This is a genomic window from Salinispora tropica CNB-440 (assembly GCF_000016425.1).
GTDB lineage: Bacteria > Actinomycetota > Actinomycetes > Mycobacteriales > Micromonosporaceae > Micromonospora > Micromonospora tropica.
On record NC_009380.1, the window covers coordinates 3,863,394 to 3,889,303 of the forward strand.

At 70.9% G+C, this 25,910-nt stretch carries 23 protein-coding genes and 1 tRNA gene; 14 read left to right on the plus strand and 10 right to left on the minus strand.

From position 1 onward, the window contains the following. The first annotated feature begins 52 nt into the window (after positions 1-52). Positions 53-721 carry a TMEM175 family protein gene (locus STROP_RS16880; RefSeq protein WP_026275452.1) on the plus strand — a complete coding sequence of 223 codons (669 nt, stop codon included), beginning with the start codon at positions 53-55 and terminating at the stop codon, positions 719-721. Between the two features lie 33 nt (positions 722-754). Here STROP_RS16880 and STROP_RS16885 read toward each other — a convergent pair. The 6 genes from STROP_RS16885 to STROP_RS16910 all read right to left on the minus strand — a co-directional run bounded on the left by STROP_RS16885 (position 755) and on the right by STROP_RS16910 (position 5,458). Further along, a tRNA-Val gene (locus STROP_RS16885) sits at positions 755-826 on the minus strand. A 78-nt stretch (positions 827-904) separates the two neighbouring features. Further along, on the minus strand, positions 905-1,372 hold the full coding sequence (locus tag STROP_RS16890) for a peroxiredoxin (protein ID WP_012014576.1): 468 nt from the start codon (positions 1,370-1,372) through the stop codon (positions 905-907). 84 nt (positions 1,373-1,456) lie between these two features. Next, complete coding sequence (locus tag STROP_RS16895; protein ID WP_012014577.1) at positions 1,457-1,894, minus strand: DUF3052 domain-containing protein; 438 nt, start codon at positions 1,892-1,894, stop codon at positions 1,457-1,459. A gap of 108 nt (positions 1,895-2,002) precedes the next feature. Continuing rightward, complete coding sequence (locus STROP_RS16900; RefSeq protein WP_012014578.1) at positions 2,003-4,381, minus strand: transketolase C-terminal domain-containing protein; 2,379 nt, start codon at positions 4,379-4,381, stop codon at positions 2,003-2,005. A 51-nt stretch (positions 4,382-4,432) separates the two neighbouring features. Then, a complete protein-coding gene (locus STROP_RS16905; RefSeq protein ID WP_012014579.1) occupies positions 4,433-4,915 on the minus strand; it encodes a MarR family winged helix-turn-helix transcriptional regulator in 483 nt (160 codons plus the stop codon). Between the two features lie 138 nt (positions 4,916-5,053). After that, on the minus strand, positions 5,054-5,458 hold the full coding sequence (locus tag STROP_RS16910) for a YjbQ family protein (RefSeq protein ID WP_026275451.1): 405 nt from the start codon (positions 5,456-5,458) through the stop codon (positions 5,054-5,056). A gap of 190 nt (positions 5,459-5,648) precedes the next feature. On the opposite strand from STROP_RS16910, the gene aceE reads away from it, so the two are divergent. After that, positions 5,649-8,387 (plus strand): pyruvate dehydrogenase (acetyl-transferring), homodimeric type, encoded by a 2,739-nt coding sequence (gene aceE, locus STROP_RS16915; RefSeq protein WP_012014581.1) that lies wholly within the window; start codon positions 5,649-5,651, stop codon positions 8,385-8,387. A 182-nt stretch (positions 8,388-8,569) separates the two neighbouring features. Here the strand turns inward: aceE and STROP_RS16920 are convergent, their stop codons facing one another. After that, positions 8,570-9,016 (minus strand): SRPBCC family protein, encoded by a 447-nt coding sequence (locus STROP_RS16920; protein WP_012014582.1) that lies wholly within the window; start codon positions 9,014-9,016, stop codon positions 8,570-8,572. Between the two features lie 200 nt (positions 9,017-9,216). Between STROP_RS16920 and gltX the strand changes: the two genes are divergently transcribed. Both gltX and STROP_RS16930 read left to right on the plus strand, forming a co-directional pair. Next, entirely contained in the window at positions 9,217-10,614 is a 1,398-nt protein-coding gene (gene gltX / locus STROP_RS16925; RefSeq protein WP_012014583.1) for a glutamate--tRNA ligase, read from the plus strand. Positions 10,615-10,868: 254 nt separating this feature from the next. After that, positions 10,869-11,519 (plus strand): hypothetical protein, encoded by a 651-nt coding sequence (locus tag STROP_RS16930; RefSeq protein ID WP_012014584.1) that lies wholly within the window; start codon positions 10,869-10,871, stop codon positions 11,517-11,519. 42 nt (positions 11,520-11,561) lie between these two features. Here the strand turns inward: STROP_RS16930 and STROP_RS26215 are convergent, their stop codons facing one another. Then, on the minus strand, positions 11,562-11,885 hold the full coding sequence (locus STROP_RS26215) for a hypothetical protein (protein WP_028680567.1): 324 nt from the start codon (positions 11,883-11,885) through the stop codon (positions 11,562-11,564). Positions 11,886-12,161: 276 nt separating this feature from the next. Between STROP_RS26215 and STROP_RS16935 the strand changes: the two genes are divergently transcribed. The 7 genes from STROP_RS16935 to STROP_RS16965 all read left to right on the plus strand — a co-directional run bounded on the left by STROP_RS16935 (position 12,162) and on the right by STROP_RS16965 (position 19,430). Continuing rightward, complete coding sequence (locus tag STROP_RS16935; RefSeq protein ID WP_026275449.1) at positions 12,162-13,388, plus strand: PucR family transcriptional regulator; 1,227 nt, start codon at positions 12,162-12,164, stop codon at positions 13,386-13,388. A 105-nt stretch (positions 13,389-13,493) separates the two neighbouring features. Next, complete coding sequence (locus STROP_RS16940) at positions 13,494-14,663, plus strand: acyltransferase domain-containing protein (RefSeq protein WP_012014586.1); 1,170 nt, start codon at positions 13,494-13,496, stop codon at positions 14,661-14,663. A gap of 40 nt (positions 14,664-14,703) precedes the next feature. Continuing rightward, positions 14,704-15,648: a beta-ketoacyl-ACP synthase III gene (locus tag STROP_RS16945; protein WP_012014587.1), complete on the plus strand. Its 945-nt coding sequence runs from the start codon at positions 14,704-14,706 to the stop codon at positions 15,646-15,648. A gap of 71 nt (positions 15,649-15,719) precedes the next feature. Further along, positions 15,720-15,959 (plus strand): acyl carrier protein, encoded by a 240-nt coding sequence (locus STROP_RS16950; protein ID WP_012014588.1) that lies wholly within the window; start codon positions 15,720-15,722, stop codon positions 15,957-15,959. A 2-nt stretch (positions 15,960-15,961) separates the two neighbouring features. Continuing rightward, on the plus strand, positions 15,962-17,188 hold the full coding sequence (gene fabF / locus STROP_RS16955; protein ID WP_012014589.1) for a beta-ketoacyl-ACP synthase II: 1,227 nt from the start codon (positions 15,962-15,964) through the stop codon (positions 17,186-17,188). Positions 17,189-17,210: 22 nt separating this feature from the next. Beyond that, positions 17,211-18,635, plus strand: coding sequence for an acyl-CoA carboxylase subunit beta (locus STROP_RS16960; RefSeq protein ID WP_012014590.1), 1,425 nt, complete (start codon positions 17,211-17,213; stop codon positions 18,633-18,635). Positions 18,636-18,743: 108 nt separating this feature from the next. Further along, on the plus strand, positions 18,744-19,430 hold the full coding sequence (locus tag STROP_RS16965) for a lipoprotein (RefSeq protein ID WP_028680568.1): 687 nt from the start codon (positions 18,744-18,746) through the stop codon (positions 19,428-19,430). A 34-nt stretch (positions 19,431-19,464) separates the two neighbouring features. On the opposite strand, the gene STROP_RS16970 is transcribed toward STROP_RS16965, so the two are convergent. Both STROP_RS16970 and STROP_RS16975 read right to left on the minus strand, forming a co-directional pair. Further along, on the minus strand, positions 19,465-21,201 hold the full coding sequence (locus STROP_RS16970; RefSeq protein WP_043535443.1) for a glycoside hydrolase family 3 protein: 1,737 nt from the start codon (positions 21,199-21,201) through the stop codon (positions 19,465-19,467). A gap of 97 nt (positions 21,202-21,298) precedes the next feature. Next, on the minus strand, positions 21,299-21,790 hold the full coding sequence (locus STROP_RS16975) for a DUF3145 domain-containing protein (RefSeq protein ID WP_012014593.1): 492 nt from the start codon (positions 21,788-21,790) through the stop codon (positions 21,299-21,301). A gap of 311 nt (positions 21,791-22,101) precedes the next feature. Here STROP_RS16975 and STROP_RS16980 point away from each other — a divergent pair, with 311 nt between their 5' ends. From STROP_RS16980 to STROP_RS16990, 3 genes are all read left to right on the plus strand, one after another. Next, positions 22,102-22,431, plus strand: coding sequence for a hypothetical protein (locus tag STROP_RS16980; RefSeq protein WP_012014594.1), 330 nt, complete (start codon positions 22,102-22,104; stop codon positions 22,429-22,431). Between the two features lie 247 nt (positions 22,432-22,678). Beyond that, positions 22,679-23,599: an alpha/beta fold hydrolase gene (locus STROP_RS16985; protein WP_012014595.1), complete on the plus strand. Its 921-nt coding sequence runs from the start codon at positions 22,679-22,681 to the stop codon at positions 23,597-23,599. 108 nt (positions 23,600-23,707) lie between these two features. After that, positions 23,708-25,828, plus strand: coding sequence for a HelD family protein (locus STROP_RS16990; protein ID WP_012014596.1), 2,121 nt, complete (start codon positions 23,708-23,710; stop codon positions 25,826-25,828). Positions 25,829-25,910: the final 82 nt, after the last annotated feature.

Sequence of the window (25,910 nt, forward strand, 5' to 3'; positions counted from 1 at the left end):
CGTGGCGCAGGCGGGTGGAGGGCCGAGACACCGGTTTCGGCGAGACAGCGAGATGTCCCGGGACACAGTCCGGGTGGAGGCCTTCAGCGATGCCGTGATCGCTGTCGCCCTGACGCTGATGGCGGTGGAGCTGCTCCAGTTCAACCCGAGTGGAGCTGCCGACACGGACCTGGTGTCGAGGCTCCAGCAGGAGTGGCGGGCTTTCCTCGCCTACATCATCACCTTCGCCATCGTCGGCCAGATCTGGCTGACCCACCACAACAGTTGGCGATACGTGGTCCGGGTCGACCAGATGCTGTTGGTGCTGAACCTGATAATGCTGATGTTCGTGGCAGCCATCCCGTTCACGGCCAACCAGCTGTCGGACCATCTTCGGGGCAGCGATGTGGACCAGCAGTTGTCGGCCGCGATCTACGTCGGTGCAGTCCTCGGCGAAGCGCTGTTTTTCAATCTGGGCTGGTGGTGGGCGCGCTCGCACGGGCTACTCAACCCGGATCTCGATCCCCGACTGGCGGCGTCGGTCTCCCGCCGGTACCTCGTCCGCCCGCTGCTCTACCTGCTCGCCTTCGCGATCGTCTTTGTCAATCCGATCCTCAGCCTGCTGGCCTACCTGTTGCTGGTGGCGATCTATCTCGTCCGCGGTCCGGGCGACCTCCCGCCCGGTGGATACGAGAAATCCGAACGCGGTGAGCCTTCGGGGGATCATGGCCCGGAGAACTGACCACGGGCCGTCGGTAGTGCTGGTGGTACGGGGTGGGCGCGGCAGGTTTCGAACCTGCGACCCCTCGCTTGTAAGGCGAGTGCTCTCCCACTGAGCTACGCGCCCCGGGCGCCGGTAGGACGGGCCGGAGGCTGGCAAGCTTACCCTGCCGCCACCGGCCCCGCCCCGACGGCCGACCAGGTGTCAGGCGGCCGTCACCTCGGCCAGCACCTTGCGCCAGCCCTGCTGGTCCCGGGCCTCACCCGGCATGTTCATCTCGGCGAAGCGGACCACACCGGCCTTGTCGATGACGAAGGTGCCCCGGTTGGCGATGCCACCGATGTCGTTGAAGACCCCATAGGCCTGGGCGACCGCGCCGTGCGGCCAGAAGTCGGAGAGCAGCGGGAACTCGTAGCCCTCCTGGTTCGCCCAGATCTTGTGGGAGTACACCGAGTCCACGCTGACGGTGAGCACCTGAACGTCGTCGTTGACGTACTGGTTCAGGTTGTCCCGTACCTCGCACAGTTCACCCTGGCACACACCGCTGAAGGCGAGAGGGTAGAAGACCAGGAGCACCGCGCGCTTGTCGCGGAAGTCGGCGAGCCGAACCTCCTGATTGTTCTGGTCCTTGAGCACGAAGTCCGGCGCCTGGGCGCCAACGTCGATGGGCATGCGGAGCTCCTTGCGGTCGGGTCAACGTCACGAAAGCCTGCCATACGGCACGAGCTGGGCGGTATGGGAGTAGCTACTTACTTCTTACTTCTTGCTCTTAGAGCCGCGGCGCAGCACCAACCGGGCACCGCTCCAGTCCCGACCAGCGTTGATCGTGGATGTCTGCTGCAGGCCGGCAGTTGGCGCGGACTCGGCGATCTCGCTGGGTTCCACGTGCCCATCGCGTCCGGCCTTCGGCGTCAGTAGCCACACGATTCCGCTGTCGGCCAGCGGGCCGAGGGCATCAACGAGCAGCTCGAAGAGGTCACCGTCGCCGTCCCGGTACCAGACCAGCACCGCGTCGACCACCTCGTCGGTGTCTTCGTCAACCAGTTCCCCACAGCGGTTGGTCAGTGCGTCTCGGAGATCCTGGTCGACGTCGTCGTCGTACCCCATCTCCATGACGACCATCCCCGGCTCGATTCCGAACCGGTCCGCCAGGCTGCGTACTCCGTCGGCGGCCTGACCAGCGGTCGCGCTCACTGTCGCGTGCCTCCTCTTTCGTCCAGCTCACGGCGTCGGTCGACGCCGTGAGCCAAGTCCACACAGTTGCGGCTCGGCGCGCAAGTGGCACACCGGGTGGAACGGAATTTACCCTGCCAGGAGCGTGCGGGCACCCTGGGTGATGGCATCCTCGGTGACCAGTACCTGACGGGCCGCCGGGCCTAATGGTACGAACGAGTCAGCTGCCGCGACACGCCGCACCGCTCCGACGTATCCGGCATCGACCAGGGCCGCGATGACCCCCTCCCCCACGCCGCCGGACCGCCGGGTCTCATCCACGACCAGGACTCGGCCGGTCGCGGTGGCCTCCCGGATGAGGTCGGCTACCGGCAGCGGCGCCAGCCACCGCAGGTCAACCACACGGCTGCCGACCCCCTCCTCGGCGAGCACCGCGGCGGCACGCAGCGACAGCCGGACCCCGTTGCCGAAGGTGATGATCGTGATGTCGCCGGCCGAGCCGACACCGTAGCCGCGGGCCCGGCCGATCGGCACCTGCGCGCTCGCCCAGGAGCCCGGCCCCGCGTACTCGGCGAGCCACTCCCCGTCGCCCTCCGTGCGCAGGTCGCGTGTGTGGTAGAGGGCAATGGGCTCCAGGAAGACGCAGACGCTGCCGTCCACTGCCGCACTGGCCAGGCAGGTGCGGAGCATGGGCGCGGCATCGTCCGGCCGTGCCGGCACCGCGACCACCGGGCCGGGGATATCCCGGAGTACAGCCACCGAGTTGTCGTTGTGGAAGTGACCACCGAGCCCCTGCTGGTACGCCAGCCCGGCGATCCGGACCACCATCGGGTTCCGGTAGGCGCCCTGCGAGAAGAACTGCATGGTGGCGGCTTCGCCGCGCAGTTGGTCCTCGGCGTTGTGCAGATACCCGAGGTACTGGATCTCCGGCACCGGCAACATCCCGGCCAGCCCGGCGCCCAGTCCGAGCCCGAGGATCGAGGTCTCGTCGAGGAGGGTGTCGAAGACCCGGGTGGCCCCGAAGCGCTCCCGCAGCCCCTTCGTCACCCCGTACACCCCGCCCTTCGCGCCGATGTCCGCACCGAACACGGCCATTCGTGGGTGGTCGAGCAGGCCGTCGGCGAGCGCGGCGTTGATGCTCTCCGCGAGGGTCAACGGGCCGGCCAGCTCAGGCGTTCTTCCGTCGAAGGCCTCGGCTCGGGCAGCCGCGCCGGGACCTTCCGCGCGGGCCGCGGCGGCGGCGACGGCCTGGGCGACCCGGCCCGGCCACCGTGGTGCCAGCGGGGCGAGGATCTCCGCCGGATCGGCCAGCTTCGGCTCCTCCAGCACCTCCTCGGCGATCCGGCGGACCTGCCAGCCGATCTCGTCGTACCGGGCCAGCAGGGCCGCACCGGTGGCGATGCCTGCCCCGGTGAGCAGCCGGGCGGTGACCAGCAGCGGATCCCGCTCGAGGTCGGCGGTCATCTCGTCGGTGGTGCGGTACGCGGTCTCGGCGTCCGCGCCGGCGTGGCCCATCAGTCGGACAGTCGACAGGTGCAGCACGGCCGGCCGGCGGTGTCGACGGACCCACTGCACCGCCTCGGCCGCCATCGCGTACGCCTCGACCAGGTCGGTTCCGTCGGCGGTGAGGTAGCGGACTCCCGGCTTCGCGCGCAGGACCGCCGCGACCCAACCCTGCGGGGACCGCACGCTGATGCCGAGGCCGTTGTCCTCGCAGAGGAACAGGACCGGCAGGCGTAGCCCGTTGTGGTCGTACCAGCCGGCGGCGTTCAGGGCGGCGGTGGCGCTGGCGTGGTTCACCGACGCGTCGCCGAAGGAGCAGAGCACGACGGACTCTGGCGGCCACGGCGCGCTGTCGGGTGCGGTGTTCCCGTCGAGCCGGCGGGACCGCTCCACCGCCAGCCCCAGACCGACCGCGCGGGGCAGGTGCGAGGCGACGGTGGAGGTGGTCGGCACGACGGCGAGGTCGGCGCGGCCGAAGACCTTGTGCCGGCCGCCGGCGATCGGCTCCCGAGCCGAGGCGACCATCCCGCGCAGCACGTCGCGGGCCGCCTCGGCGTACTCGGGGGCGAGGGGCCGTTCCACGCCGCCTGCCGGTGCACCCCAGGTGCCCTCGACCGTGCCGGCGGTGGCCGCGGCGTGGTCGTCCGGGGTGCGATCACCGCCGGCTTGGGCAGCGCGGACGCAGTAGAACGCACCGGAGCGGTAGTGCAGCAGGGCCGGGTCGGTCGGCCGGAGCGCGGCGGCGACGGCGGCGTTGCCCTCGTGGCCGGCCGAGCCGATGGTGTAGAAGCCCTCGTCGAAGCTGCGGAGCCAGCGGCCGGCAAGGTCGAGCTGGCGGCTGATGATCTGAGCGTCGAACAGCTCCAGGACCCGCGCGCCGGTCAGCGATGCCTCCTCGCGGACCGGCCGGGAGGGGTCCCGGTGACGCTGGGCGGCGACCAGCGCCCCCAATCCCACACGGAGCCGCTCGTCAAGGTCGTACTGGGTGGTCACGTCGGACAGCATTACCGACCGAGGCCCGGCGTGCCCAGTGGGACACGACGGGGGCGGCCCGGTCTACTCCACTTCGCCGGCTTCCGGGCAGCCGCGGTCGGACATCTTGGTCAGCAGTGCGCGCAGGTCGTTGATTTCCGTATCGCTGAGACCGGAGAGGGGCCGGGATTCGGACATCGCTTGGTGGACCCGCACCCGCATGCGCCGCCCCACTGTGGTCACCACGAGTGTCTTCTGCCGCCGGTCGGCGGGGTCGATCCGACGCTCGACCAGGCCCGCCTGTTCCAACCGGTCTACCAGAGCGGTGACGTTGGACCGGTCGCAGCGCAGTTGCTCGGCGAGTTCGCGGGCGGGCAGCGGCCGGTCTGGGTCGAGTTCGTACAGGGCGCGGGCCACGGCGGGGGTGAGCCCCAGCCGGGTGATGTCGGTTTCCTGGTCCTGCCGGATGATCGAGGCGATCTGCATGATCCTGCGGATGGCGTCCCCGGCCAGCTCGGACCGGCTGCTCTCCGGGGAGTCCGCCCGCTGGATGGTGCGATGCGCCATGACCAGTACCCTACCCGCCGCAACAGTTGAAGTGGTCGATTCCCACACGACGGCAGCGGTGTCGGGACCCCGCTCCGATCGAGGAGGTTTCTGCTCGTCGGGCCCGGCGACGGCCGAGGACCGAACCGCCGGGGCCGGTCAGCCGGGCAGGAACGAGAAGCGGACCTGGCGTGTCGGGTTGTCTCCGTTCGGGTCAACCAGGCACAGCGACTGCCAGGCGCCGAGCACGAGCCGCCCGTCACACACCGGAAGCGTCGCGTACGGCGACAGGAAGGCGGGCAACAGATGGTCCCGCCCATGGCCGGGGGCCCCGTGCCGGTGTCGCCACCGGTCGTCGGAGGGCAGCAGGTCGTTGAGCACCCGGCGTAGATCGTCGTCGGACCCAGAACCGAACTCGATGAGCGCGAGCCCGGCGGTGGTGTGGGGCACGAAGACGTGCAGCAGGCCGTCCCCCTGTCCGGCCACGAACCGGTCCGCCTCGGTGGTGATGTTCCGGACGGTGAGGCGCGAGCCGGTCTGCACTGTTATCACCTCGGTATGCATGGTGTGGATTCTGCCCGCAGCCGGCGTGGCCGACCTGTGACGCCGAGACACCGTCAGGCCACCCCCGATGAGGTTACCGATGAGTACCTGTGTCGAGCGTCGCGTCTCCCACAGGTGAAGTGACGGGGAGTGCCCCGAGAGGGCAGGATGACGCTATAACCTGACCAAAAATCCAACCGAGGGAACGCCTGTGGCCACGGAACGCAAGCGCCCGGTGATCAGTGCCGGTCTGCCGAGCCAGCTTCCGGATATCGACCCCGACGAGACCGGCGAATGGGTCGAGTCGCTCGACGGTGTTGTCGACGAGCGCGGGACGAAACGCGCCCGCTACGTCATGCTGCGCCTGCTGGAACGAGCCCGCGAGCGTCAGGTCGGGGTGCCATCCCTGACCACCACGGACTACATCAACACCATCGCACCCGAGCGGGAGCCCTGGTTCCCCGGCGACGAACACGTCGAGCGGCGCATCCGGGCCTACATCCGGTGGAACGCCGCGGTGCTGGTACACCGGGCCCAGCGGCCGGACATCGGCGTCGGTGGACACATCTCGACGTTCGCCAGCTCGGCCTCGCTCTACGAGGTCGGCTTCAACCACTTCTTCCGGGGTAAGGACCACCCGGGCGGCGGCGACCACCTCTTCTACCAGGGGCACGCCTCCCCCGGCATGTACGCGCGGGCGTTTCTCGAGGGGCGGCTCAGCGAGCACCAGCTCGACGGGTTCCGCCAGGAGCTGTCCCACCCCGGTGGCGGGCTGCCGTCGTACCCGCACCCCCGGCTGATGCCGGACTTCTGGGAGTTCCCCACCGTCTCGATGGGCCTCGGCGGCGTCAACGCCATCTACCAGGCCCGGTTCAACCGCTACCTGCACCACCGCGGCATCAAGGACACCTCCGACCAGCACGTGTGGGCGTTCCTCGGTGACGGCGAGATGGACGAGCCGGAGACACTGGGCGCGATCGGGACGGCCGCCCGGGAGGAGCTGGACAACCTCACCTTCGTCATCAACTGCAACCTGCAACGCCTGGACGGACCGGTCCGCGGCAACGGCAAGGTCATGCAGGAGCTGGAGGCGTTCTTCCGGGGTGCCGGCTGGAACGTCGTCAAGGTCGTCTGGGGCCGCGAGTGGGACCCACTGCTCGCCCGGGACACCGACGGCGCCCTGGTCAACCTGATGAACACCACGCCCGACGGTGACTACCAGACCTACAAGGCGGAGTCCGGGGCATACATCCGGGAGCACTTCTTCGGCCGTGACCCGCGGACCCGCAAGATGGTCGAGCACCTCAGCGACGACGAGATCTGGAACCTGAAGCGGGGTGGCCACGACTACCGGAAGCTCTACGCGGCGTACAAGGCGGCGGTGGAGCACACCGGGCAGCCGACGGTGATCCTGGCCAAGACCATCAAGGGTTGGACGCTCGGCTCGCACTTCGAGGGGCGCAACGCCACCCACCAGATGAAGAAGCTGACGCTGGATGATCTGAAGACCTTCCGCGACCGGCTCTACCTGGACATCCCGGACAAGGCGCTGGAAGAGAACCCCTACCTGCCGCCGTACTACCGGCCGGAGGCGAAGTCCGACGAGATCGAGTACCTACACGAGCGCCGCCGGCAGCTCGGCGGCTACCTGCCGTCCCGACGGCCCGGTACGAAGCGGCTGACCATCCCCGGTCCAGAGAGCTTCGCCGATGTCAAGCGCGGTTCCGGTAAGCAGAAGGTGGCCACCACGATGGCCTTCAACCGCCTGCTCAAGGACCTGATGAAGGACCGCGAGTTTGGCCAGCGCTGGGTTCCGATCATCCCGGACGAGGCCCGCACCTTCGGTATGGACTCGCTCTTCCCGACACGGAAGATCTACTCGCCGCACGGCCAGCGCTACACCTCGGTTGACCGGGAGCTGTTCCTGTCGTACAAGGAGGCGACGGGCGGGCAGATCCTGCACGAGGGCATCAACGAGGTCGGCTCGGTCGCCTCCTTCACCGCGGCCGGCTCCGCGTACGCCACACACAACGAGCCGATGATCCCGATGTACATCTTCTACTCGATGTTCGGGTTCCAGCGGACCGCGGACGGGCTCTGGGCGGCGGCCGACCAGATGGCCCGGGGCTTCCTGCTCGGCGCGACCGCCGGACGGACCACGCTCAACGGCGAGGGCCTCCAGCACGAGGACGGTCATTCGCTGTTGATCGCCGCCACCAACCCGGCGGTGGTCGCCTACGACCCGGCGTTCGCCTTCGAGATCGCGCACATTGTGGAGAACGGCCTGCACCGTATGTACGGCGAGGCGCAGGAGAACGTCTTCTACTACCTGACGGTCTACAACGAGCCGATCGTGCAGCCGGCGGAGCCGGCAGAGGTCGACGTCGAGGGCATCCTGAAGGGCATCTACCGGTACTCGCCGGCGCCCCAGGTGGACGGCCCGCCGGCACAGCTTCTCGCCTCCGGCACCGGCCTGCAGTGGGCGCTCAAGGCGCAGGACCTGCTTGCCCGCGACTGGGGGGTGGCCGCCAGCGTCTGGTCCGTGACCTCCTGGACCGAGTTGCGCCGCGACGCGGTCCAGGCGGAGGAGCACAACCTGCTCAACCCGACCGGGGAGCAGCAGGTTCCGTACGTGGCGGCCAAGCTGGCCGACGCCGACGGGCCGAAGGTCGCGGTCAGCGACTGGATGCGCGCGGTGCCGGATCTGATTTCCCGCTGGGTGCCCGGCGACTACACCTCACTCGGCACCTGCGGCTTCGGTATGTCGGACACCCGGCACGCGCTGCGTCGATACTTCCACGTGGACGCGGAGTCAATCGTGGTCGCGACGTTGCGGCAGCTCGCTCTCCGCGGCGCGGTACCGGCGGGGGTTCCCGCCGAGGCGGCCAAGAAGTACGCCATCGACGACGTCGGGGCCGCCCCGGTCGGTGAGACCGGCGGCGACAGCTGACCGACCGTCCTGGTGGGCCCGGCGTGGGAGTGTTCCGCGCCGGGCCCACGGCGTCTCTCGGGTGGGTCGGGTCCATCCGCTTCCCTGCTGGGCCTGCGGGAGCTACAAGGTGGCGGTGGCCCGGATCCCTGGCTAGGACCCCGGGCCACCACCGGAACGGGTGACGCCAGGACGAGGCCCGGTCAGCCGACGGCGGCCAGGTCGGTCAGCCGGGCGAGCGAGTCCTCCAGGTCGGCGCCGACCCGACGTAGACCGAGCCGGAGCAGGGCGGCTTTGACCGGGCCGGCCGGCCAGCGTACGACGATCAGCCGCACGACCGTCCCGCCCTCCGCCTCGTCCGCGGTGAGCTGGACGTAGATCTCGGTGCGCGCCTCCGCTCGGGCACCGGCGCCCTTGGCGCGTTCTCGCCAGCCGATCAGGGTCGGCTCCTGGTAGGCGATCACCTCGGCCTCATGTGCCGCGCCGCGCCCCGCCTGGACCCGCTGCCGCCGACCGAAGCCCTCCCCGGAGAGCACTTCCGCCGCACGGACCCCGGCCAGCCAGGCCGGTAGCTGTTCAGCCCGCTGCACGACACCCCAGACCGCTTCGATCGGCGCGGTTACGTGCGAGCTGCGTTCCACGAGGATCATTTTCCGTCTTCCTCCAGTGCGGACAACCCACGATATCGGCACTCTATGCGCGATTTAGGACGTAAACGGACAGGTAGGTAGAAGACACGCCGAAGACCCTTGTCTCCATCGGTGAGATGCGGGTATGGCCGCCACCGGTGGCGAGGGGCCCTGCCGGACGCCGGTGCCGCCGGCCGTAGGCTTGGGGCGTGACGGTACGTGTGCGCTTCGCCCCCTCCCCGACCGGAATGTTCCACGTCGGCGGTGCCCGCTCTGCCCTGCAGAACTGGATCTTCGCCAAGCAGCAGGGCGGGGTGTTCGTACTCCGGGTCGAGGACACGGACGCGGCCCGCAACAAGCCCGAGTGGACCGAGGGAATCCTGGCGGCGCTGGAGTGGATCGGCATCGCGCGCGGTAGCTACGAAGGGCCCTACTTCCAGTCCTCGTACGCGACCGAGCACCGCGCCGCCGCCAGCCGGCTACACGAGGGCGGGCGCGCGTACTACTGCGACTGCACCCGTGAGGTGGTGCAGGCCCGTACCGGCTCGCCACACACCGGCTACGACGGCTTCTGCCGGGACCGGAACCTGGGGCCGGGTGCCGGCCGCGCCCTACGCTTCCGGACCCCGGACGAGGGTGCGACCGTGGTGGTCGACCTGATCCGCGGTGAGCCCACCTTCGACAATCGGCTGATCGAGGACTTCGTGATCGCCCGAAGCGACGGCTCACCGGTCTTCCTGCTCGCCAACGTGGTTGACGACATGACGATGGGGATCACCCACGTCATCCGGGCCGAGGAGCACCTACCCAACACCCCGAAGCAACAGCTGCTCTGGGACGCACTCGGCGTCAAGCCACCGGTCTGGGCGCACGTCCCGGTCGTCGTCAACGAGAAGCGGCAGAAGCTGTCCAAGCGCCGCGACAAGGTCGCCCTGGAGGCGTACCGCGACGAGGGCTATCTGGCCGACGCGATGTGCAACTACCTGATGCTGCTCGGTTGGGCCCCGTCCGGCGACCGGGAGATCGTGCCCTGGCCGGTCATCGAGGAGGAGTTCCGACTGGAGGAGGTGAACCCCTCCTCGGCCTTCTTCGACGAGAAGAAGCTACGCGCGTTCAACGGTGAGTACATCCGAGCGCTGCCGATCGCCGAGTTCATCGCGGGATGCCAGCCGTGGTTGACCGGTACCGCGACGATCGCACCTCCGCCGTGGCAGCCGGACGAGTTCGACGCCGAGGCGTTCGCGGCGGTGGCACCGCTGGCACAGACCCGCATCGCCGTCCTCAGCGAGATCGTGCCCAACGTGGACTTCCTCTTCCTCGACTCGCCGCTGATCGACGAGGGAGCGTGGGCCAAGGCGATGAAGGAGGGCGCCGGCGACCTGCTCGACGCGGTGATCGCCGCCTTCACCGCGCTGCCTTCGTGGGACGCGGACTCAACCAAGTCGACACTGGAGGCAGTCGGTGCGGAGCACGGCCTGAAGCTGGGCAAGGCTCAGGCACCCGTCCGGGTAGCGGTGACCGGCCGCCGGGTCGGTCTCCCCCTCTTCGAGTCCCTCGAGGTCCTGGGCCGCGAGCGCACCCTGACCCGCCTACGGGCTGCCCGCCTCCGTCTCCCCTGAGGCGAGGCACACCCTGCCGTCCGAAGGTCCGGCGCGGTAGGTAAAATGCGCGGGTCGACCCGACCGCGACCGGTGGCTCCTCGGTGGAAGATCGCAGATAGCTGAAATTTCTTCACCAGGCTGTGTGGGCAGCTGTCGCGCGACGGAGTCTATTGAGGTGGGGGCGTCCGGTCCAGCATCCGGGTGCCCACGGCGATCCGCGTGCACGAAGCCCGCAGCGATGCCATCCATCGAACGGGGGCGAGGAGGCAGCGATGGTCCGTAGGGTACGGCGGTTAGCCGCCATGATGGCCAGTGGTCTCGCGACGGGGGTGCTTTCGCTCGGCCTGACCGCAGCACCCGCGTCGGCGACATCGAAGCCACCGCCCGCGGGGGTGGACATCACCGGCACCGGGATGGCCGAGCCGTTACGCCTACGCGCCGACGCCCACCCGACCCAGGTGGCGGCCGTCATCGACCAGGTCAACTTCCTCGGCAACGCCGGCCAGAGCAGCGAACCGGAGAAGGCCGACCTCGGTCCGAAGTACACCGTCGTTGTGCTCGCTGCTGAAGAGCCCCAGCAGACCTACGACCTGTACCCGAAGGCGGCCGGCGGACCCCGCATCTACCGACCGGCCAAGCAGCCGGACGCTCAGGAGACCACCGCCGGCTGGTTCTTCGGCCGGCTCACCATGTCGGAGACGCTGCGGACAGCTGGCGTGCCGTTGGAACGGCAGGTGGACACGGTTGGTGGGGCCGGCGGCGGCGAACGGATGATTCCGGAAAAAGCCGTCAACCCCGCTGAGACCATCGACGAAACCTTCAGCGGATTCCCCCGGCTGCTCCTTGCCAACGTGGCCATCGTGCTGACGATCACCTTCGGGCTGGCCGGGATCGCACTGCTGATCCGGCGTCGGTCCCGCTGACGCCTTCGGGGTGGCGCCAGTGCCGGGCCGTCCAGGCGCGAATCAGCACCAACGGCTGGGCGGTCGACCCGGTCGCCCAGCCCGCGATCGAGGTCGAACCGGGCCGTGCCGGTGCGCGCCCGCCCAGCCCGGAAGGCCGCTGACACAGCCCCGAACCGGGTCCGGCGACGACTCGACCGACTCGGCGGACCGTTGGCGTGGCACCGCTGAATCGTCATCGGCGCGCTCCGGCAGGGGCCCGCTCGGTGTCTCGCCCGGCGCGCTGCCGCCAAGCCAAAGGGGGCTCTTGGCTGCCGGCACCTCGTGGTGGCCCGGCCGGCGGTGCCCGTCCTGGGCGTAGCCGCGCTCGGCCTCCCCGTGCGCCATCCAGGTCTCCTTACCCTCGCCGTCGCCCACCGGCGCTGCCCCGGCGTGCCCTGTCACCGTACTGGCCGGGACCGACGGGCGGTGCCGCACGCGTACCAGGTCACATTTCGAATCGACTCGAATCACCGACCTCAGGCGAACCGCCCGGCTGACACGCGCCTCCGGAGGCGGGGCGCGACGGATGCCCGAGCCGCGGGGAACACCCACCCGTCGACCGCCGGAAGCCACGCTCACCCGCCACAACACCGGCAGGGGGCGACGTGTCAGGCTAGGGCGGTGAACGAGCCGGGAACCGAGCTGGCGGCCACGCTGCGCCGGATCGAGCGGGCGGCGGGAGCGCTCGCCACCGCCAGCGTGGCGCGGATGGACGAGACACTGCCCTGGTTCCGCGAGCTCCCGGCCGACCAACGCTCCTGGGTCATGTTGGTGGCGCAGGCTGGCGCCCGCTCACTGGTGCAGTGGCTGCGCGCCGGCGGCGGCACCGCGGACAGCACCCAGGAGGTCTCCGACGAGGTCTTCGCGACCGCGCCGCAAGCCCTGGCCCGCTCCATCAGCCTCCAGCAGACAGTGGCCCTGATCAAGGTGACCATCGACGTGGTGGAGGAACGGGTCCCGACCCTCGCCGCTCCCGGCGAGGAGCAGCAGTTACGAGATGTGGTGCTGCGCTACTCCCGGGAGATCGCGTTCGCCGCCGCCCGGGTGTACGCGCGGGCCGCCGAGTCCCGTGGTTCCTGGGACGCCCGACTCCAGGCCCTCCTGGTCGACGCGCTGCTGCGTGGCGACTCACCAGACGTGTTGGCCAGCCGGGCGGCGGCGCTGGGTTGGGCGGACGCGCCCCCGGTGGCGGTGGCGGTAGGCCGCTCCCCGGGCGGGGAGGTCTCCGCCGTGCTGCACACCGTCTACCGCTTGGCCCGGCGAATCGGCGCCGAGGTGATCGGCGGCGTGCACGGCGACCGCCTGGTCATCGTGCTCGGTGGCGTGGCCGATCCGGTGGCCGCCACCGGCAAGCTGCTCGACGCCTTTGGTACCGGCCCGGTCGTGGTGGGCCCGGCCGTGCCGAGCCTGGACGAGGCCACCGACTCCGCCCGGGCCGCGCTCGCCGGTTTCCGGGCCGCCCCCGCCTGGCCGGCCGCGCCCCGACCGGTGCCCGCGGCCGACCTGCTGCCGGAGCGGGCGCTTGCCGGGGATGCCGAGGCCCGCCGCCGGCTGCGGCACGACGTGTACGCCACGCTGGCCCGCTCCGGCGGGGAGCTACTGGAGACCCTGGATGCCTTCTTCACCGCCAGCGGCACCCTGGAGAGCACGGCCCGGGCGCTGTTCGTACACCCGAACACGGTGCGGTACCGACTGCGACGGGTGGCGGAGGTGACCGGGCTCTCTCCCCTCGCGGCACGGGACGCGTACGCGCTCCAGGTGGCGCTCACCGTCGGCCGACTCGACCCGGTAGTCGCCCTAACCCCGAACCGGACAACAAACTCGATAAATCCCAAAACAGGGCAATAGGCAGGCCGCATTGGTGGACCTTTGTAGGATTCCTCCAAAGGTTCTAGTGCGGTTTGGTGCAAGGCGGCACAGCGATACCCGCACGGATCCGGAAGAGTCATACCCGTGCTCGCCGTACTCTCCCCCGGCCAGGGTTCACAGAAACCCGGCTTCCTGACCCCCTGGCTCGACCTGCCCGGCACCGAGGCGCGGCTGCGCTGGTGGTCCGCGCTCGCCGGGGTCGACCTGGTGCACCTCGGCACGGCCGCGGACGCTGACGAGATCAAGGACACCGCCCGCACCCAGCCGCTGCTCGTCGCGGCGGCGCTGCTCGCCGCCGAGCACCTGCCGATGCAGGACGTCACGCTCACCGCCGGCCACAGCGTCGGCGAGCTGGGCGCTACCTCGCTCGCCGGGGTGCTCACGCCGGAGGCCGCGGTCACCCTGGCTGCCGTCCGGGGGCGCGCGATGGCAGCCGCCTGCGCGTTGGAATCGACCGGGATGGCCGCGCTGCTCGGCGGCGATCCTGGCGAGGTGCTCGCCATGGTCGAGAAGCACGGGCTGCACCCGGCCAACCGCAACGGCGCCGGCCAGGTCGTGGCCGCCGGTTCCCTCGGCGGGCTGGAGAAGCTCGCCGCCGAGCCACCCGCCCGTGCCCGGGTGCGCCAGCTACAGGTGGCCGGTGCCTTCCACACGCCGTACATGGCCCCGGCCGAGGCCACCCTGGCCGCCGTGGCCGCCGGGATCACCCCCGCTGACCCGACTACCATCCTGCTGTCGAACCTCGACGGCGCCGCCGTGAACCACGGCCGGGAGATGGTGCAACGGCTGATCCGCCAGGTCACCGCCCCGGTCCGCTGGGACCTGTGCCTGCGCACCCTCGCCGATCTCGGCGTGACCGGCGTGATTGAGCTACCCCCGGCCGGCACCCTCGCCGGCCTGGTCAAGCGAGAACTGAAGGGCGAGGCCGCCCCGGAGATCGTCACCCTCAACACCCCGGACGACCTGCCCGCCGCGCGAGACCTGATCGCCCGACACAGCGGCCTCGGTGGTCACGAGCCGATCATCCAGTTCCGGGTCGTGGTCTCCCCCGCCGCCGGTACCTTCGTTCCCGCTGACGAGCTGGCCGAGGGCGTGGACCTGCGCGCCGGTCAGATCATTGGCCACGTCGCCACCCGGCAGGGCTCGGTCGAGGTCACCGCTCACGACAGCGGCCTGCTCACCGAGTGGCTCGCCCACCACGACGACCCGGTGGCCCCGGGTCAGCCGCTGGCCCGAATCGGTGGCCACACATGACATCGCGGTACCCATGGCCGCACAGGGAAGGACAGCCTTGATGACGGGCAGCCGGATCGTTGCGCTCGGTCACTACCAGCCGTCCCGGGTGGTGACCAACGACGAAATCGCCCAGCTGGTGGAGACCAGCGACGAGTGGATCCGCGACCGGGTCGGCATCGTCAGCCGCCGGATCGCCGATGGCGAGACGGTCACCGACATGGCCGCCGCCGCCGCTGGCAAGGCGCTGGCCGGCTCCGGCCTAACCGCCGCCGACATCGACCTCGTCGTTGTGGCCACCTGCACCTCAGTCGACCGCAGCCCGAACGTTGCGTCCCGGGTCGCGGCCAAGCTCGGTATCACCGCGCCCGGCGCGTACGACCTCAACACCGCCTGCTCCGGCTTCACGTACGCCCTCGGCACGGTCGACCACGCTGTCCGGGCCGGCGCGGCGCGGAACGCCATCGTCATCGGTGCGGAGAAGCTGTCCGACGTCACCGACTGGACGGACCGTTCGACCTGCATCATCTTCGGCGACGGGGCGGGAGCCGCGGTGGTCACCGCCACCGGGGCGGACGAGCCGACCGGGATCGGCCCGGTGGTGTGGGGCTCGGTGCCGGAGCGCGGCGACGCGGTCCGCATCGAGGGATGGCGCCCGTACGTGCGGCAGGAGGGGCAGACCGTCTTCCGCTGGGCCACCACCGCGCTGGCTCCGCTCGCGCTCCAGGCGTGTGAGCGGGCCGGAGTCGCCCCCTCGGAGCTGGCGGCATTCGTGCCGCACCAGGCCAACACCCGCATCATCGACGGCATCGTCAAGCGCCTCGGCATCCCGCAGGCGATCGTCGCCAAGGACCTTGTCGAGTCTGGTAACACCTCGGCGGCGAGTATTCCCCTGGCCCTGTCGAAGCTGGTCGAACGGCGTGAGGTGCCCTCCGGCGCGCCAGTGCTGCTGTTCGGCTTCGGCGGTGGCCTGACCTACGCCGGTCAGGTCATCCGCTGCCCCTGAGACCGGCGTGCCTCGCCACGCCACATTTCGCCACCGCGGCGAAGCAACCCCGATGAGAGGAACCAACAGCAATGACCCGTGACGAGATCACCACCGGCCTCGCCGAAATCCTCGAAGAGGTTGCCGGGGTGACCCCGGGCGACGTGGCCGAGGGGAAGTCCTTCACCGACGATCTGGATGTCGACTCGCTGTCGATGGTGGAGGTCGTGGTGGCCGCCGAGGAGAAGTTCGGCGTCAAGATTCCGGACAACGAGGTACAGAACCTGAAGACCGTCGGGGACGCCGTCAGCTACATCGAGGCGCAGTCCTGATCATGACCCACACTGACGTCGTCGTCACCGGTCTCGGCGCGACCACCCCGCTGGGCGGGGACGTCGCGTCAACCTGGGACGCCATGCTCAATGGCCAGTCCGGGGTGAGCGCGCTCACCCCGGACTGGGCCGAACAGCTACCGGTCCGGATCGCTGCCCAGCTCGCGGTCGATCCGGCCGCTCTGCTGGACCGGGTCAAGTTGCGCCGGCTGGATCGCTCCGAGGCGGTCGCGATCATCGCCTCGCACCAGGCTTGGGCGGATGCCGGTCTCGCCGACTCCGGGCTGGACCCGGAGCGGCTCGGCGTCAGCGTCGGCTCGGGCATCGGCGGCGCGCTGACCCTGCTCGCCCAGGACGACATCCTTGAGGCATCCGGCGCACGGCGGGTCTCCCCGCACACCATTCCGATGCTGATGCCGAACGGCCCCGCTGCCTGGGTTGGTCTGGAGTTGGGCGCCCGCGCGGGCGTGCACTGCGTGGCCAGCGCCTGCGCCACCGGCGCGGAGGCGATCACCCTCGGCCTGGACATGATCCGCGCCGGGCGCGCTGATGTGGTGGTGGCCGGCGGCACCGAGGCGGTCATCCACCAGCTGCCCATCGCTGGCTTCTCGTCAATGCGGGCAATGTCCACCCGCAACGACGAGCCGGAGAAGGCCTCGCGCCCCTGGGACAAGGCCCGCGACGGCTTCGTGCTTGGCGAGGGCGCGGGGGCTGTCGTGCTGGAACGCGCCGACCATGCCGCGGCCCGCGGCGCCCGCGTGTATGCGCGGCTCGCCGGCGCCGGAATAACCTCCGACGGCTACGACATCGTTCAGCCGCACCCGGAGGGGGCCGGCGCGGTCCGGGCCATCGCGAAGGCGATCGCCGACGCGGACATCGACCGGAACGACATCGCGCACGTCAATGCCCACGCCACGTCGACCCCGGTCGGCGACCTGGCCGAGATCAAGGCACTGCGTCAGGCGCTGGGCGACCACCCCGTCCTGACGGCGACGAAGTCGATGACCGGGCACCTGCTCGGCGCGGCCGGTGCGCTGGAGTCGATCGCGACGATTTTGGCGATCCGGGACGGTGTGGTACCGCCCACAATCAACCTGGACGACCCGGACGACGGTCTCGACCTGGACGTGGCCGCCAACAAGGCGCGCCACCTGGAGATCCCCGCCGCGCTGAACAACTCCTTCGGCTTCGGCGGGCATAACGTGGCTCTCGTCTTCACGCGGGCCTGAGACCACAGCCTTGGAGGCTCACGTGACCACCACTGTTGCCGGCCCCGAAACGCCTACTGTGGATTACCGGGATCCGGAGCTGCGGCTCCGGTCCCTGTTCGACGCGGGCACGCTCCGCCTACTCGCCTCACGCGACACCTCCGGTGTGCTCTGTGCCCGCGGCGAGATCGAGGGCACGCCAGCCATCGCGTACGCCACCGACGCCACGAAGATGGGCGGCGCGATGGGCGTTGACGGCTGCCGACACATCATTGACGCGATTGACACCGCCGTCCGGGAGCGGGTGCCCGTACTCGGGCTCTGGCACTCCGGCGGAGCCCGGCTCGCCGAGGGCGTGGTCGCGCTCGACGCGGTCGGTCAGGTCTTCGCCGCCATGGTCCGGGCTTCCGGTCGGGTGCCACAGATCTCCGTCGTGCTCGGTCCCGCCGCGGGGGGCGCCGCCTACGGGCCGGCGCTCACCGACATCGTGGTGATGAGCGACGCCGGCCGGATCTTCGTGACCGGCCCGGAGGTCGTCCGTAGCGTCACCGGCGAGCAGGTCGACATGGCCCGCCTCGGTGGCCCCGAGCCGCACGGCCGGCGCTCCGGCGTCGTACACGTGACGTGCCGGGACGAAGCGGAGGCACTGGCCGAGTCGCGCCGACTCGCGGCGCTCCTCGGCCACCAGGGCCGGCTCTGTCCCGACGATGTGCCGGCCACCGCCGAGGACGGGCACGACCTGGCCGCGAAGATGCCGGCCGAGGCCAACCGGGCGTACGACGTCAAGCCGGTGGTCAAGGCGCTACTCGACGCGCCCGGTGTCGAGCTACACGCCAAGTGGGCTCCGAACATCGTCACCACCCTGGGCCGCTTCGCCGGCCGGACGGTCGGAGTGATCGCCAACAACCCGCTGCGGCTCGGCGGCTGCCTCGACGCGTCCAGCGCCGAGAAGGCGGCCCGCTTCGTGCGGATGTGTGACTCGCTCGGCGTACCGCTGATCGTGCTCGTCGACGTCCCCGGCTACCTGCCCGGTCTGGGCCAGGAGTGGGACGGGGTGGTCCGGCGCGGGGCGAAGCTGCTGCACGCCTTCGCCGAGGCGGTCGTGCCGCGGGTGACGCTGGTGACCCGCAAGGCGTACGGCGGCGCGTACATCGCGATGAACTCCCGTTCCCTGGGCGCGACCGCGGTCTTCGCCTGGCCGAACGCGGAGGTCGCAGTGATGGGCGCCAGCGCGGCGGTAAACATCCTGCACCGCAAGAAGCTGGCCGCCGCTCCGCCCGAGGAGCGCGAGGCGCTGCGCGCCGAGCTGATCGAGGAGCAGGTCCGGGTCGCGGGTGGGGTGAACCGGGCGTTGGAGATCGGCGTGGTCGACAACGTCATCAAGCCGGCCGAGACCCGCCGACAGATCGCCGAGGCGCTCGCGGCGGCGCCGGCCGGCCGCGGCGCCCACGGCAACATCCCGCTCTAGCGGACGTCCGACGGCCCCCGGGTACCGCCTCACCGCGGTGTCCGGGGGCCGCTGTATACATCCTTGAGCCGGCACACCACACCCGTGTCGGTCCAATTCGATCCTGGGATGTGTACTGTGCTGCGTCATCGCCTACCGGCCACGCTGGCCGTTCTCGCCCTCCTGGTTCCGGCCGGCTGCGACGCGAAGGAGGCTCCGGCCGACGCCGGCTCGCCGGCCGGGAGCACCGCCGTCGGCGAGCCCTGGTACGACGAGATCAACCCGGCCAGCGCCGACGGCGCCGCCGGTGGCGCGGACGGACCGTGCCCGCTGCCGGTCACCTTCCCGATCGCCGAGGGCTGGCAGGCCGAGACCATAGAACTGCCCGACCCGACGACGGCCGCGGATCCGGAGCTGGCCGCCGAGATGATCGCCATTATGGCCCTCCGGGGTGGTGCCACCGCCCGGTGCGAGGTGGACGGCCGCGGCGAGGGCGGCGGTTTCCTCCGGGTCTGGGCCACCGAGCGGGATGTCCCGCCCCGGGCGGCCCTGGACGCCTTCCTGGCCGACACGTCGACCGAACAGGCCACCGAGGCGCAGTTCCGCGACGTGACCGCCGACGATCTCATCGGTGTGGAGGCGACCTGGGTCAGCCACAACGAGCTGCTCGACGAGGTCAGGCGCAGCTGGGCGACGGCCGTATCGACGAACGGGCAGTCCCTGCTCTTCGTGATCCAGGAGAGCCTGCTCACCGAACACTCCGACCTGCTGCCGGCGTACCGGTTGGCGGTACAGGGGCTACGAACAGCGGGCTGACCGGCCGACCGGCTGGCCTGGCCGACCGGGTAGCTCAGCTGCCGCAGGTCGTGGCGGGCAGGCCGGAGACCGGCACCGGTGCGCTGCCGGCCGGAGTGGCCTCGCCAGCCAGCACCTGGGCCAGTCCGGTCATCGACGCCGGGCTCGACGAGTAGGTTGCCAGCAACGCCGGGGAGTCCGCCTCGGCCAACAGGTACGGGGTATCCATGGCAACGGTCACGGCGGCGTCGGCGCTCAGGTCGTCGGCGCTGTCGCCGTAGCCGACCAGGTGGACCACGGCACCGCCGCTGTCGGCAACCGGCACCCCGGCCGCGGTCAGCTTCTTGATCAGCGTCGCCCGGGTGTGTTCCCGGCCAGTGGAGGCGGTCACGGTCACCGGCCCGGAGACCGGGCTGCCACACGGGCCACGCAGCGCGGTCACCGCGGCGGTGGCAAGCTCGACGGCCGCCGCCTGGTGGGCCGGCGCGCCGACGACATCCAGTTCCGGGACGGCCGCACCGGCCAGAGTGAACTTCATGGTCAGCACCCGGGTCACCGCCTCCACCAGCCGGGTCCGGGGCAGCGAGCCGTCGCGCAGCGCGGCGAGCAGCCCGTCATACGCCTGGCCGACGTGCGGCGGCATGAGGATCAGGTCGTTGCCGGCCTTCAGGGCACGGACCGCGGCCTCACCGGGCGACCATCGTTTGGCGGGGGCCATGTTCATCCCGTCGGTGATCACCACTCCCTGAAAGCCGAGCTCGCCGCGGAGCACCTCGGTAAGCAGGGTGTGCGAGAACGTTGCCGGGGTGCCCGGGTCGACTGCCCGGACGTCGAGGTGCCCGGACATCACGGCGAGGGCGCCGGCCCCGATGCCGGCCGCGAAGGGACGCCAGGCCTCCAGCTCGAGCACGGTGCGCGGCTGCGGCAGCACCGGCAGCGCCTCGTGGGAGTCGGTGGCGCTGTGCCCGTGGCCGGGAAAATGCTTCAGGGTCGCCGCGACGCCGGTCGCCTGCAGACCGCGCACCACCCCACTGACCTGCTCGGCCACCATCGACGGGTCGGCGCCGTACGACCGGGACCCGATCACGGTGCTGGGGGTGACAAGCACGTCGGCGACGGGAGCGAAGTCCACGTTGACGCCCATCGCGGCCAGTTCGGTGCCGGCAGCCCGCCAGGCGGACTCGGTCAGCTCAGGCTTGCCGGCCGCCCCCGTGGCCAACGCGCTGGGCAACATGGTGACCCCGTCGGTGATCCGGGTGACCACTCCGTACTCCTGGTCGGTGCCGATCAGGAACGGCGCCGCACCGGTGGCCAGGTCGGCAGCGGCGGACCGCAGCCCGGTGGTCAGCGCCCGGACCTGTTCCGGGTTGTCGACGTTGGTGGTCTCCTGGTTGCCGCTGGTCGGGTCGTCCGCGCTGAAGCCGACGAGGATGAGCCCGCCGAGGCGGTACTTCGCGATCATCTGGGCGGGGGTGTCGACGCCGGCCAGCTCCTGGTTGCCGGCGGCCGAACCGGTCGAGACCTGATCGGCGGCGGCACCGTAGGCGTAGGGCATCAACACCTGTCCGACGAGGTCCTCATCCGCCAGCGAGTTGACCAGGGCCGCGGCGCTGGCCACCGGATCCTGAACCGGGCCCACGGGCGACGAGCCGGTCGCCGAGCCCCTCGCCGCCGGTGTCGGCTGTGCGCGCCCCGGACCGCCGGTGCAGCCGGCAAGAAGCAGGGCGGTGAGTGCGGCCAGCGCGATGACCGCGACACCGCCGCGTCGTGAAGGTATCGACACGCGAGCCATCCCACTCTGTCGACGGCGGTCGGGGCAAGTCGACCCTACCCGCGCCGAATGACCGCCACCGAAACACGTGGCAGCCTCACCTTTGTGGGTGCAGACCTCAGCCGACGCGGGTGAGCAGCGTCACCGGAGCACCGTCCCCGGCGTACCGGTAGGGCTCCAACTCGGCGTCCCAGGCCGCCCCGAGGGCCTTCTCCAAGGCATGCGCGAGGGCCTCAGGTGCCCGGGCGTCCGCCATGATGCTGCGCAGCCGGTCCTCACCGAGCTGAATGTCGCCGGCCGCGCCGACGGTCGCCTGGAAGAGCCCGCGGCCTGGGACGTACATGAAGCGTTCCCCGTCGGCACCGGGACTCGGCTCCTCCGTGACCTCGAAACGAATCATGGGCCACTGCCGGAGGGCAGCAGCCAGCTCGGCGCCCGTTCCGGGGCGACCGGTCCACCCGCACTCCGCCCGGCGGGCGCCGGGGTCAACGGGCTGGGCTGTCCACTGCAGGTTGACCGGCGCTGCGAGGACGCGCGCGATCGCCCACTCGACGTGCGAGCACACGGCGAGCGGGGTCGAGTGGACGTATACGACGCCACGCGTTGGCACGGTGACCTCCCGGAGAGCGAGGTGCGTCTTCCCCTACGACCTCGTCGAGCCAGGTGGTTACCGGGGCACATCATGACTGGTGTGACGGATGGTGCGCCAGGGATTCGGAGAATCCGGGTCACGGAATAGCCGGTCGGGTGAGCCCGTTGGACCAGCCCGAGGCGGTGGCCAACCCAACCGTCGGCTCGTGTACAGTTCCATCGGCGGCCTGTGCCGCGAGCTTCCGCGCGGACCTCACCCACCGGATGTGGTCCGCACCAGCCCCCGGACGTCTTACCGCGTCCTCCCGTACGTCTGCAAGGAGTACCTCCGTGGCGAGCAACACCTCGAAGACCGCGCGCGCGTCTGTCCGGGCCGGCCAGGCTGGCCAGGGTGGTGCCCTCAGCGTGCTGGGCGAGTTCAAGTACCTGATCCCGCTCAACGGCGGTCGGAACGCGTACGTGCGTAACCTGACCAACGGCAAGACCGAGCACCTGCGTACCGACTCCGACGCTTTCGTCGAGGAGATCCGTACGCTGGCCGCGGCGGGTCACGCCGCCAAGATCCGGGCGGAGCTGAACGCCCTCAACACCACCCACCCGGGTGACGGCTGGGACGCCACCGAGAAGCGCCTCGTCGAGGCCGGCGTCTTCGAGAGCTGATCTTCCCGGTTTACTGCCCCACTCGGGGCGCAACGAACGGCGCGGCCCGTCGGGATGTCCCGGCGGGCCGCCCTGTTTCTACCCGGCCAGCGAGGGTTCTACTCGGCCAGCAGGGCTGTGCTCCCGCCGCCCGGACCGGGCTCCGCCTTCCCCCGGGTAGCGGTGACGTGGTGTCATGGCAAGGTAACCGGTGGTGCCACCGGGGTGCTGCCGGGGTGACGGATCCGCGTGGCCCGGGGAGGCGTCGATGCCGGACGTTCGTGAACTCCGCCTCACTGACGACGTTCGCCTGCACGTCGAAACCGACGGTCCAGTCGATGCCGAGGTAACCGCCGTGCTGCTGCACGGCTGGACTCTGGACGGGAACATCTGGCACCGGCAACTCGCCACGTTGCGGGACCGCTTCGGCGCGAAGGTACGGGTGGTGACCTACGACGCGCGCGGGCACGGGCGATCCAGCTGCATGACGCTGCCCACCGCCACCCTGGCCCAACTCGGCGACGACCTCGCGGCGGTGCTGGACACGGTTGTCCCCACCGGGCGGGTGGTACTGATAGGCCACTCCATGGGCGGAATGACGATCATGGAGTACGCCCACCGCCACCCCACGCACTTCGCCGCCCGCGTCGCCGGTCTGGTCTTCGTCTCCACCACCGCCGAGGGGCACACGCACACCGTCTACGGCCTGTCGCCCCGGGTCGCCCGGCTGATCCGGCGCGCGGAGAGCACCGGCGCCGGCGTCCTGGCCCGCTGCGGATCCCGGCGACCGCCCCGGCCGTTACTCCGCGCCCTCCGACCAAGCATCCGCTGGATACTCTTCGGCGACCGGTACAACCCGGCCGATCTCCGCCTGGTCACCCGTGCCGTGGCGCACGCGTCACTCCGCTCGATCGGCGGGTTCCGCGCCTCGATCGGAGCCCAGCACCGGCTGGCGACCCTGGCGGGCTTGACCCACCTACCGAGCGTCACACTGGTCGGCGACCGGGACCGACTGACCCCACTGCCGTGCACGGAATCCATCGCGGCCGCGCTGCCGACCACCCGGCGGACTGTGTGCCCAGGCGCGGGTCACCTGCTGATGCTGGAGCGCCCCGGCGCCGTGAACACCGCCCTGGCCGGAGTGTTGGGCCGGGTCCTCGACAGCCCCGCCGCGCCGGTCGCCCGGTAGGGCCGCCCGAACCTGAAACACACGGGACACGGCCGGGGCGTACCCTCGTGCGGTTGACCGCCGCGCGTCCCGCGCCGCGCTGGTCACCGACGTCAGGAGGAACGAGCGTTGACCGACCGGACCGAGCTGGAGCAGGAGATCGCCGTCGAGCAGCGGCACCTGGACCGGGTGTACACGCGCCTCGCCGAGCTGCGCCAGGCAGCGGTCCGTGCCGAGTCCGACGGCTATCGCCTGGCCCGGGTCGGCAACTTCGGCGCGCTGGTCGAGCGGGACGCGATGGTCTTCCACGCGGCACAGCGCCGGCACCTGCTCGACACTGAGCACGAGGGGCTCGTCTTCGGCCGACTCGACCTGCACAGCCAGCAGGTGCTGCACGTCGGCCGCCTCGGCATCCGGGACGAGACTGCCGGGACGCTGGTGGTCGACTGGCGGGCCCCGGCCGCCGCCCCCTTCTACCGGGCGACCCCGGCACAGCCGTTGGGCGTGGTCCGCCGGCGCATGATCCAGTCAACCGGGGAACGGGTCACCGGGATCGAGGACGACCTGCTCGACCCGGCTGCCGCCTCGCCGGAGATGACGACGGTCGGCGACGGCGCCCTGCTGGCCGCCCTGTCCCAGGCGACCGGACGGGGAATGCGGGACATCGTGGCGACCATTCAGCGGGAGCAGGACGAGGCGATCCGCTCCCCGGGCTCCGGTGTCACCGTAGTCTCCGGCGGTCCGGGGACCGGCAAGACGGCGGTGGCCCTGCACCGAGCGGCGTACCTGCTCTACACCGACCGCAGTCGGTACGCCGGCGGCGGCATTCTGGTGGTCGGGCCGTCGGCCGTGTTCGTCGAGTACATCGGGTCGGTGCTGCCTTCGCTGGGCGAGGAGACCGCCACCCTGGCCGCACTCGGTGGGCTCTTCCCGGGAGTGACTGCGACCCGTACCGACCCAGCGGAGGTCGCCGCGGTGAAGGGCTCGCTGCGGATGCGGCGGGTCTTGGAGCGGGCCGCCCGGGACACAGCGCCGGGCGCCCCGGACGAGCTGCGGCTGCTCTACCGGGGCGAGCTTCTGCGGGTGGACCGTCGCGAACTGAACGCCATCCGCGATCGGGCGTTGCGGCGGGGCGCGCGACGTAACGAGGTACGCCGGGTCGGCTTCGACGGCGTCTTCGCCGCGCTCTGGGCACAGGCCCGGCGGCTGGGCATTCCCGGCCTGCCGCAGCAGCGAGCGTTCGAGGAGGAGTTGGCCGACCGGACGGACTTCCGCGAGTTCCTCAAGGCGTGGTGGCCCCGACTACACCCGCGGCACGTGCTCGCCTGGCTGGCCCAGCCCGAGCGGTTGCGCCGGTACGCCGCGGACGTGCTCTCCGCCGACGAGGTCCGCCTGCTCGGTGACGCGTACCGGGCCGGGGACAGCACTGTTGGGTTGACCGTGGCCGACGTCGCGCTGCTCGATGAGTTGGACGCCCTGCTCGGCAGGCCGATGAAGCCGGCCCGGCCCCGGCGGGACCCGTTCCAGCTAGCGGGCGGGGTACGCGAGCTGAGCACCTTCGCCGATCGGCAGCGCGCCGCCCGACAGGCGGCCCGCCAGCGCCCCGAGGACTATCGCGAGTACACGCACGTGGTGGTGGACGAGTCCCAGGACGTGTCACCGATGCAGTGGCGCATGATCGGCCGGCGTGGGCGGTTGGCCTCGTGGACGGTGGTGGGCGACCCCGCGCAGACGGCGTGGACCGGCGACCCGGCGGAGTTGGCTCGGGCCCGCGACCACGCGCTCGGCCGGCGCCCGCGGCACCACTTCACCCTGACCACCAACTACCGCAACCCGGCGGAGATCTTCGCGGTGGCGGCGGCCGAGATTCGGCGGGTTGACCCGGACCTCCCGCTGCCGATCGCCGTCCGCTCGACCGGGGTTGACCCGGTGCGGCTGACCGTGCCGCCGGCCGAGTTGGAGACCACCGTGCTGGCGGCGGTCAACGCTCTACTCGCCGAAGTGCCCGGCACGGTCGGCGTGGTCACGCCGGTGCCGCGCCGGGCTGAGGTGGCGGGTTGGCTGGACGGGCTCGACGCGCCCCGGTTACAGGTGGTGACGAGCCTGGAGGCCAAGGGCATGGAGTACGACGGCGTCGTCCTGGTCGCCCCGGGCGAGATTCGGGCGGAGCCGGGGTCGGGGGTGCGGACGTTGTACGTCGCGCTGTCCCGCGCCACCCAGCGGCTCACCACGGTCGACCTCACCGGTTGACCGGTACCGGTCTGGGCTTCGTGCCGGCAGGTACCGCCATCGTCGCATCCTGCCGTACGGTTCGGACCGCGTTCCGCCATAC